We start from the raw sequence: 8,308 nt of genomic DNA, 5'->3' as shown, positions 1-8,308 counted from the left end.
GGATTTCACGGTTGGACGACTAAGCCCAGCTGAGGAGTTGGGCCGCAAGGTCAAGGACTTGATGGTGGGTCTTGGATTCCAGGAGATGATGTACAACTATCTTGGTTCCAAGCGGGAATATGTGGACAACATGCAGTTCCCTGCTGAAAAATGCATCTTCATCTCCAATCCAATGAGTGAGAACTATGAGGTGGTGCGCCCCTCGGTAATCCCCTCCCTGTTGGAGAGTGAGAGTGTCAGTGCCCATGCACCTTTCCCACACAAGATCTTCGAAGTGGGTAAGATTGCATTCCTCGATGAGAACGAGAATAGTGGGACCACAACCCGTAATAGTCTTGGTTTCCTTGCCAGTGACAGTGTGATGGGCTACAACGAGGTCTCTTCGATAGTGAACACCCTGTTCTACTTCCTCGGCAAGGAGTATCAACTTGCAGCCTTGGAAGGCGATGGCCGGTTCATAGAAGGTCGTTGTGCCAGAATTATGCTAGGCGAACAAGAGGTAGGGGTATTTGGAGAAATCCATCCTGCAGTTCTGGAGAACTGGGGAAGTGAAACTCCCACCATTGCCTGTGAGGTGGACCTGGATATGTTGTTGAACTAACAACCATCCAAGAGAATAGCGTAGAGAAGAGTGTTGCAGCCAGAAATGTGTTGTGGCACTTTTCTTTTTACCATGCAATCAAAGCAAGAGCCCCGAGTGCAACGGCAAATCCGAGGAAGAGATCGGTAAATCCTCCTCGTCTCTTCTCCAAGAAGTGCAATACATACTGTCCTGGTTTGGTAACAGCAAGACTGAAGAGTACTATGCCTGCGAGGACGGTCAGCGCAGTCTTGATCAGTTTGTCCTGTGTAAAGAAGAAGGTATTGCTGTAAACATTGGCTTCTTCTGGGTTAATCAGTTGGGTGATGAATAATATCATCTGTTCACTGAAGATACCGACAGCAAGACAGGAGAGGGCAAGCAGGATAAATGAGAGGTGTGTGGAGACGGGAAATCGTTTCCTCTCTTTGCTGACTGCACGCATCACTGGTTGTTTGGATGGAAGAAAAATCCGTGAAAGCTTGATAAACGAAGCAATGGTTCCCGCTGAGGCAAGGGTCAGGAAGGTATAATGCATACTTCCCTTGAGCGTGTAGGTAACCAATGTCTTGCTGTAAAAACCATTGAACGGGGGAAGTGCAGAAATGGAAAGTGCACCGACGAGAAAACAGAGCATCGTAAGCGGTATTCTCTCTCCTTCATTTCGTAGTGCTTGGTTTGCTCCTCTTAGTGTATAGACATTGCGGTTGTCTGCTGCATCAGTAGCCTTTCCGATGGTAAGAAAGAGCAAGGCCTTGAACTGTGCATGGCTGAATGCATGGAAGAAGGAGGCTGAAAGAAGCAGTGCCCCTGTTGATGTGGTGATCCCTGCATGCAGAGCCAACCCCCAGGCACTTACGATATACCCTATCTGGCTGATGGAGTGATAAGCGAGCAGTTGCTTTGCATCACTCTGGGAGAGAGCAAGCAACACTCCGATCAAGGCTGTTGCAGCTCCAGCGTAGCTGACCGGAAGGGCAAGCTGAGTGGCAAGCGGAGAGAGCGTAAAGACTCTCAGCAGTGCAAAGAGAGGCACTTTTAACAGCACTCCCGAGAGGAGCGCTGAAACAGCATGCGGCGCCTTTGCATGCGCATCTACCAACCACAGGGAGAGCGGCATAACTGCTACGCGTAATAGAACCGGGACAATGATCAGAAGCAGGGAGAAAAGTGCAACGTATTGGTTTCTTCCAGAGATAGCTTCCAATCCCCTGGAAATCCCTTCATAGCTGAGTGAACCGGTGAGTTTGTAGAGACCGAAGGTACCGAGCAGGAAAAATACCATTGCAGACGATGAGAGCATAAGATAGGAGAATGATGCATAGGCTGCGTTGGATTTCTTTCCGGTTGCAATCAGGACATAGGCAGTTACGCCCATGAGTTCGAGGCAGACAAAAAGGTTGAAAAGGTCACTGGCCATACCGATTGCTGCTATGGAAGCGTTCTGGATGAGCATCAGTGCTGTGAAATAGCTATGTCCAGGTCCTTGCTTACGGGAGAAAATCCAGGAGGGGATGGTGATCGCTGCAGCCAGGAAAATCAGGAGCAAGCTCATTCCATCAAAACGGTAGACGATGCCGATACTCTTTGCATACCCTCCAATGGTTGTCTCAATGTACCCTTGGTTCTGCAGGATGGGGTAGAGCGTGAGAACCAGAGGTAGGGGGAGTACCATTCCTATCAGTATTCCCAAATACTCCGCAACTCTCCTGATGCCCGTCGGGCAGAAGCTCTTGATAAAGAGTATCCCTGCTGCTGAGAGAAGAGGGAGAAATACTGGGGAGAAGAGTATGGTGTGGGTTATGTTCATAACGCTCCTCCCGGAAAGAGGAGCCACCAAGCCATGACAGCAACCATCAATGCAAAACCGAAGAAGAGATTGGGGAATGATGCTGTTGACTCCCTTCTTGCTTCAAAATACCTTTCCAATCTGGTTTTGGATCCAATGAAAAAGAGTAGCAGAGCGATAGTGGTGGTGAGTCCTGTCTTCAGTAAATCCTGGAGTGCTGAATAACTGGTCAGTGTTGCATTCGTAGCTCCCAGTGGAGAGAGAACCTGGACCACAAACGTCTGGAGATCAGTATACCAAAACCCTCCGGCAAGGAGGAGTAATGTAAGGAAAATGAGCGAGAGAGAGGTGAGAGCAGTAGACGAAGGTTCCACATGCTGAGTTTCTTGGTTCTTCCTTGGAAGAAAGATACCAGAGAGCTTAAGATATGCAACAATGGTAAATACTGAAGTAATACTCAATAGGTAGTTTGCCCCATGTCCTTTTGATAGGTATACGAGTGAATTCTTTCCCCAGAAACCAATGGTGGGGGGAAGTGCACTGATCGAGAGAAATGCAACCAGGTATGCTATGCCTGTAATGGGGAATCTTTCACCTTGTGCACGCAACGCTGAAAGAGCCCCTCGAGCCACATGCAAGTCTTTGCTACCCACTGCGTCACAGGCACGTCCCACCGTCATGAAGAGTGTGGCTTTTGCCAAGGCATGGCTGAAAGCATAGAGAAGGGCAAGAGCGAGCAGTAGTGCACCCTCTTCAGTCTCAAGACCTGATGCCAAGGCCAATCCGTAGGCAGTCACGACATACCCAATCTGGCTGACTGAGCTATAGGCAAGCAAACGCTTTGTGTGGTGCTCCCTGAGTGCCAGGAGAATACCCAGCAGGGTGGAAATCCCTCCTGCCCATGCAAGGATGGAGCCAAGCAACTCGGTACCGGTAACCAGCAGTAAAAGACGAACCAAGGCAAAGAGGGGTATTTTTATCAACACCCCAGAAAGCAAGGCTGAAACTGCATGGGGTGCATTCGAGTGTGCGCCTACCAACCAACCTGAGAGTGGAATGACTGCAGTTCTTAGGAGCACCGATACGACAATCAGGACAAGTGAGAGACGTGCAACCAGGAGGTCGGATCCCGAGAGCAAGTTCTTTGCCTGGGCGATGGTGTCGTAGGCAAGGGATCCTGAGATTCTATAGAGTCCGAATGTTCCTATCAGGAAGAATACCATTGCCGTGGCGCTGAAGAGTAGGTAGGTGAAAGAGGAGAGTATTGCCTTGTTCTTCTCACTACTGGCAACCAATACATAGCTGGTTACCCCCATTACCTCAAGGCAGACAAACAGGTTGAATAGGTCAGCAGTAAGACTGGTGGCGGCGATGGATGCGCTTTGGATGAGGAAGATTATCGTGAATGTTTCCTGATGGGGGCCTGTTATTCTGCAGTAGAGCCAAACTGGGATACTGACCAGGAGATTGATGGTGATAAGGAGGAAGGAGAGCCCGTCAAAATGGTAGTGGATACCCAGTGTAGTCTCCCAGGTTCCGAGAATCATATGCACCTGGTGATGAGCTAGAACCGGCTTGATCAGGAATATGAAGGCAATGAGTGGGATAATGAATGCAATAAGGGCAGAGAGGTATTCCACAGCTCGTCTTTGTCTGTCTGTAAAGAAGTGCTTGGTAACCAGAATGAGTGCAGCACCAAGCATGGGAAGGTAGACTGGGCTGAGGAAGAGGCTCTCAATGCTCACTACGCAACCTCTCATTGATCGTGTCTATCTCCAAGGAACCGGTTGCCTTGTATAACCGAACTGCCAGAGCCAAGGCAAGAGCAGTAACACACACACCAATGACAATAGCGGTCAGCATCAAGGCTTGGGGAACTGGGTCTACCATGTTGGTTATCCCCTCCCCCAGGATAGGGGCTTGGTCCCCGATCCTGCTACCTTCCAGTATGTAGAGCAGTACCACTGCAGCATTCAGGATATTGAGTCCGAACACCTTTTTGATGATATTCTTTGCCCCAACAATGGCAGTGAAACCTATCAGGGCAAGCAAGAAGATCAGAATGCGTTCAATGACCACGGCGTCCTCCCATCATGGCGATACACATGACCGCTATGCTTGTCCCCACCTTCAGTCCGATGATGATGTTCAAGAGGATGATGAAGTTTGCAGAGAGGGAAGAACCACTCTTGATCGGGTTACCGAAGAACCCGCTTTCGAAGAAAACCCCACTGGTAGCTGCCACTATAAGTACAAGGAAGGATAGAGCCTCTATTCTTCCCAGTACATTGGTGTTGGTCAGTTTGGTTTGCGTCTCGGTTCCCAAGGCAAGGAAAACGATGGCTGAGGCGACAATTACCCCACCTTGGAACCCTCCTCCTGGTGAGATATGCCCATACAACATGACATAGAACCCAAAGAGCAAGACGACCGGGCCAAGCTTTGAGGAAACCACCTCAAGAAGGTGGGTCCTCTGTGCATTGGTGGGTCGTTTTTCGGGAGCGAGGGAGAAACTCACCGCTTCCTCTTCCTCGCTTTCCCTTCCAAGGTTGATCAGGATCCCCATCGTACCGGTGATGGAGACCAGCAAGACCAAGGTTTCCCCCAAGGTATCCATTGCACGATACCCCAGGTAAATTGAGCTGACAGTGTTCACGGCTCCCGTGTCAGTGAGGGCATGTTCAGAGAGATAGTCCCTCGATGCCTCCGGCCAGGGGTGGGAGGAGAGGATGACCGGGAAGATGGCTAGGGCTAGGGCAAGGAGTATGAATATGATTTTCATGATGAACAATGTTCGTTTCATTAATCTTTACTCCTTCTTCGTGTATGGCGGATAGCCCATACAAAGATGATGGTGGAAACTCCGGCTCCTACAGCTGCCTCGGTGATGGCAACGTCTGGAGCTCTAAGTATCGTGAACATCAGGGCGCTGAGCATGCTGAGTGCAGAAAGGGCAATCACTGAATGCAACAAATCCCTGGAGAGCAATGCAAAGCAGCCAAGAGCAAGAATCATAGAGAGAAGCAGGATGGTCATAGGCTCTTATCCTCCCTCTTCATCGCTGATCGTTGCCGGGTGGCATCCTCACTCTCCCAGATAAACTTGGCCACGATTGAGGACCCTGTGGGAGCAGAAATAAGGAAAAATACCAGAATTATGAAAATCCGTGCCCCGCTCGCGAGCGTTGGAGAGAGCAAGAGCAGGGCGATCAGATAAGAGAAAACTGCGGTGGTTCCGCATAAGGAACCAGCATGGAGACGGGAGTAGGGGTCTCGGAAACGGAAGAGCCCAACCATCCCGAACAGACCAAAGAAGGTTCCAACGAAGAAGGCTATCAATGCCAGGATCTCTCGTATAATCATCAGTTCTCCTTCCTGTCTTTGAGGAACCGGGTGATCGCAAGGAATCCGAGGAATCCAAAGATGTCATAGACCAAGGCAACATCCAGATACAGTGTACGCCCGACCCTGATTCCCCAGAGCACCAGCAGTGCAAGAGAGACAGCGCTCAGTACATTCAATGCAACCAATCGGTCACTTGCCGTCGGACCGAGCAGCAGCCTCAGTAATGTGCCGATGGCAAAAAGAATCAACATCACCAGCATTGCCTGGAGGAGTATATCTGTCATAGCCATGTCCTCCCGAGTGCATGTTCGAGTTTTGTCTTGACTGCTTCTCCTGCTGCTTTTGCATGGGTGGTGGTGCATAGGAGCCAATGTACGGTAAGATGGTCATCATTAAGGTCAAGGGTCATGGTTCCTGGAGTGAAGGTGATGGCATTTGCCAGTACTGTCCTTGCGAGATCACTGCGAAGAGGGGTCCTGAAGTGTACAATCCTTGGATTGGTGTTCCCTGTTATGACAGCTTTCACTACTTGATAACTCGATTGATACAAGGAAAGGACCATAAGAAACAGGAATCTCAGGAGAGCCCAGAGGTGAGGGATGAAAAAGCGCAGGTTTGCCTCATGTTCGGGAAGGAAGATGTGGTAGGTGAGTGCTGCAGTTAAAACTGAGGCTCCAAGCCCAAAGAGCAGGCTGAAAAGGCCCAAGTCGGCGGTGAACAAGACCCAGACGAAGTACAAAAACAGGGTGGTCAACACAAAACGCAGGATCGCCCAGACTCGTCTGCTATTCATTCAATCCTCCTGACGAATAATCCTATCCAAGAAAGCCTTGCCGGTTTCTGCACCCAGCAAGTCATTACGAAGAGCCTCATTATGGAGGAGACGGGCAAGTCTGCTGAGAATTTTCAGGTGAAAACTTGCACTACTTTGTGGACCAACCAAGAGAAATACCAAGCGGACCTTTTTGCCATCGATTGCTTTCAGGTCCAAGGGAGGGTCAAGGCGCATTACCGCCATGAGTGTTTTGGTCATGGATGGGCAACGGGCATGTGTGATGGCACACTCTTCTCCCATACAGGTGGTGTGGAATCCTCCATCGATGACCTTCTGCATCAGATGCTGGGGTGCAAGGTCAGGATGTGTACTGCTCAGTTGTTCAGTCAATGTCTTGATGATGGTCTCGATTGAGTGTTCTTCTCTATCGAGCAAGATACACGACTCGTCAATCAATCTGCTAATTCCTTCCATGACTACACCTCTTCTGCTTCCCTTACCAGGCCGGCTGCCCAATCCACAGGTAGCGTGAACATGATTCCGGTTCCTGGATTATCCAGGCTTCCAACAATCTCCTCTACCAGTTTCTTGGCTTGTTGCACCACTTCTTCGTTGTGCACTACCGAGAAAATCGTCTTGTTGTAGGGTTTATTGCCCTTCATGAAGTCCTTGAATCCTTCAAAGAGCGGGACCTCATAGGTAAGGAAACGTCCCATTCCCTCACTGTCGAGAATGGTGGACCCGGTGATGCCAGCCTCTACATAGGCTTCCATGACCTCTTCCAGAAACGCTTCGTTATTCAAGACGAAAACCAATAGTTTCATTGAATCCTTCCTGCATCAAGGGATGTAGGGATGGTACCATGCGGTAATAGGGCTGGTCAAATGATATCAGTATCAGACAATAGTATGGGTTCAACCTACTCCTTCTCTTGACAGCCTTCTTTTTCGATTTCATTGTAAGGGAAGAGGAAAACTGCTTATGAGAAAGCTCTTGCTTCTGGTATTCCTACTCATGTTTCCCTTGGCATTGCTCATATCCGAGATTGCTCCGGTAGAGTATCGCTCTATGCAGATAAATGCTCCTGAACAACTACACCTTTCGATCAGAAGTGTCTCAAAGCGGTGGAGACCCTTCACAGGTGGTACCGAGATAACGGTGAAAGCTGAGGTGATCGGGGTGGTTTCCAGTGAAACCAACCTAGCGGAAGGCGACTGCATAACCATCTCCTACATGCATCAGAAGTTGAAAAAGGGATGGGCGGGTCCCCGTCCGATTCCCATACTTGAGAGGAAAACCACAACAGAGGCATTTTTGGCATTCGATGAAGAGCAAGATGCCTATATTCCAGCAGCACGTGGGGCATCCTTCGAACCTCTCATTGCTCTCTACTGAATAGTATCTAAGGAAATAACCTAATATATTCCCATACAATAGGTTGTACTGTTGCGAATTCAATTATGAACGATTAAAATTAAGCAAATGGAGAGAAAAATCGATGCATGTTCTAGTAGTGTATGATTCCATGTATGGGAATACGGAGAAAATTGCTCAAGCAATCGGTACTGCAACCGAAGCAACCGTACTGCATGTTAACCAGGTGAAGGAAGAACACCTTACCGGTCTCGATATCCTGATTGTCGGCTCGCCAACCCAAGCATTTCAGCCCTTAAAACCTGTGAAGACCTTCCTCAAAGATCTTCCTGCAGGATCCCTGAAGGGAGTCAAGATTGCCTCTTTCGATACCCGAGCAGATTTGGGGGAGGTAGGCAGCAAACTATTGAGTTTTCTGGTTAAGCTGTTTGGGTATGCCGCTGAAC

General features: G+C 49.2%; 12 protein-coding genes and 1 pseudogene. 3 read left to right on the top strand and 10 right to left on the bottom strand.

Annotated features, from left to right (window positions below; translation table 11 throughout):
* Window positions 1–601: pseudogene (locus JF818_RS05130) on the top strand (phenylalanine--tRNA ligase subunit beta); the annotation flags it as partial.
* 67 nt (window positions 602–668) lie between these two features.
* Here JF818_RS05130 and JF818_RS05125 read toward each other — a convergent pair.
* The 10 genes from JF818_RS05125 to JF818_RS05080 are packed head-to-tail and all read right to left on the bottom strand — an operon-like array spanning window position 669 to window position 7,312.
* Window positions 669–2,390, bottom strand: coding sequence for a complex I subunit 5 family protein (locus tag JF818_RS05125; RefSeq protein WP_198890893.1), 1,722 nt, complete (start codon window positions 2,388–2,390; stop codon window positions 669–671).
* Complete coding sequence (locus JF818_RS05120) at window positions 2,387–4,114, bottom strand: proton-conducting transporter membrane subunit (protein ID WP_198890892.1); 1,728 nt, start codon at window positions 4,112–4,114, stop codon at window positions 2,387–2,389. The genes JF818_RS05125 and JF818_RS05120 overlap by 4 nt, the downstream gene beginning before the upstream one ends.
* Entirely contained in the window at window positions 4,104–4,448 is a 345-nt protein-coding gene (locus JF818_RS05115) for a sodium:proton antiporter (protein ID WP_198890891.1), read from the bottom strand. The genes JF818_RS05120 and JF818_RS05115 overlap by 11 nt, the downstream gene beginning before the upstream one ends.
* The gene (locus tag JF818_RS05110) at window positions 4,438–5,172 is read right to left on the bottom strand and encodes an MnhB domain-containing protein (protein ID WP_198890890.1); all 735 of its coding nucleotides are present in this window, start codon (window positions 5,170–5,172) and stop codon (window positions 4,438–4,440) included. The genes JF818_RS05115 and JF818_RS05110 overlap by 11 nt, the downstream gene beginning before the upstream one ends.
* Window positions 5,172–5,405 (bottom strand): hydrogenase subunit MbhD domain-containing protein, encoded by a 234-nt coding sequence (locus JF818_RS05105; protein WP_198890889.1) that lies wholly within the window; start codon window positions 5,403–5,405, stop codon window positions 5,172–5,174. Before JF818_RS05105 ends, JF818_RS05110 begins: the two co-directional genes overlap by 1 nt.
* Window positions 5,402–5,731, bottom strand: coding sequence for a monovalent cation/H(+) antiporter subunit G (locus JF818_RS05100; RefSeq protein WP_198890888.1), 330 nt, complete (start codon window positions 5,729–5,731; stop codon window positions 5,402–5,404). The genes JF818_RS05105 and JF818_RS05100 overlap by 4 nt, the downstream gene beginning before the upstream one ends.
* On the bottom strand, window positions 5,731–5,997 hold the full coding sequence (locus tag JF818_RS05095) for a monovalent cation/H+ antiporter complex subunit F (protein ID WP_198890887.1): 267 nt from the start codon (window positions 5,995–5,997) through the stop codon (window positions 5,731–5,733). Before JF818_RS05095 ends, JF818_RS05100 begins: the two co-directional genes overlap by 1 nt.
* Entirely contained in the window at window positions 5,994–6,506 is a 513-nt protein-coding gene (locus tag JF818_RS05090) for a Na+/H+ antiporter subunit E (protein WP_198890886.1), read from the bottom strand. Before JF818_RS05090 ends, JF818_RS05095 begins: the two co-directional genes overlap by 4 nt.
* Entirely contained in the window at window positions 6,507–6,962 is a 456-nt protein-coding gene (locus tag JF818_RS05085) for a PTS sugar transporter subunit IIA (RefSeq protein WP_198890885.1), read from the bottom strand.
* 2 nt (window positions 6,963–6,964) lie between these two features.
* Window positions 6,965–7,312 (bottom strand): P-II family nitrogen regulator, encoded by a 348-nt coding sequence (locus tag JF818_RS05080; RefSeq protein ID WP_198890884.1) that lies wholly within the window; start codon window positions 7,310–7,312, stop codon window positions 6,965–6,967.
* A gap of 157 nt (window positions 7,313–7,469) precedes the next feature.
* Here JF818_RS05080 and JF818_RS05075 point away from each other — a divergent pair, with 157 nt between their 5' ends.
* Both JF818_RS05075 and JF818_RS05070 read left to right on the top strand, forming a co-directional pair.
* A complete protein-coding gene (locus JF818_RS05075) occupies window positions 7,470–7,883 on the top strand; it encodes a hypothetical protein (protein ID WP_198890883.1) in 414 nt (137 codons plus the stop codon).
* A 103-nt stretch (window positions 7,884–7,986) separates the two neighbouring features.
* Window positions 7,987–8,308 (top strand): flavodoxin family protein (locus tag JF818_RS05070; RefSeq protein ID WP_198890882.1); only part of this gene is annotated, 322 nt, incomplete at its 3' end.

Origin of the sequence: Sphaerochaeta sp. S2 (assembly GCF_016406725.1) — a bacterium.
Lineage (GTDB): Bacteria > Spirochaetota > Spirochaetia > Sphaerochaetales > Sphaerochaetaceae > Sphaerochaeta.
The sequence above is the reverse complement of the archived record's forward strand: the minus strand, read 5'-3'. Positions and strand labels throughout refer to the sequence as shown.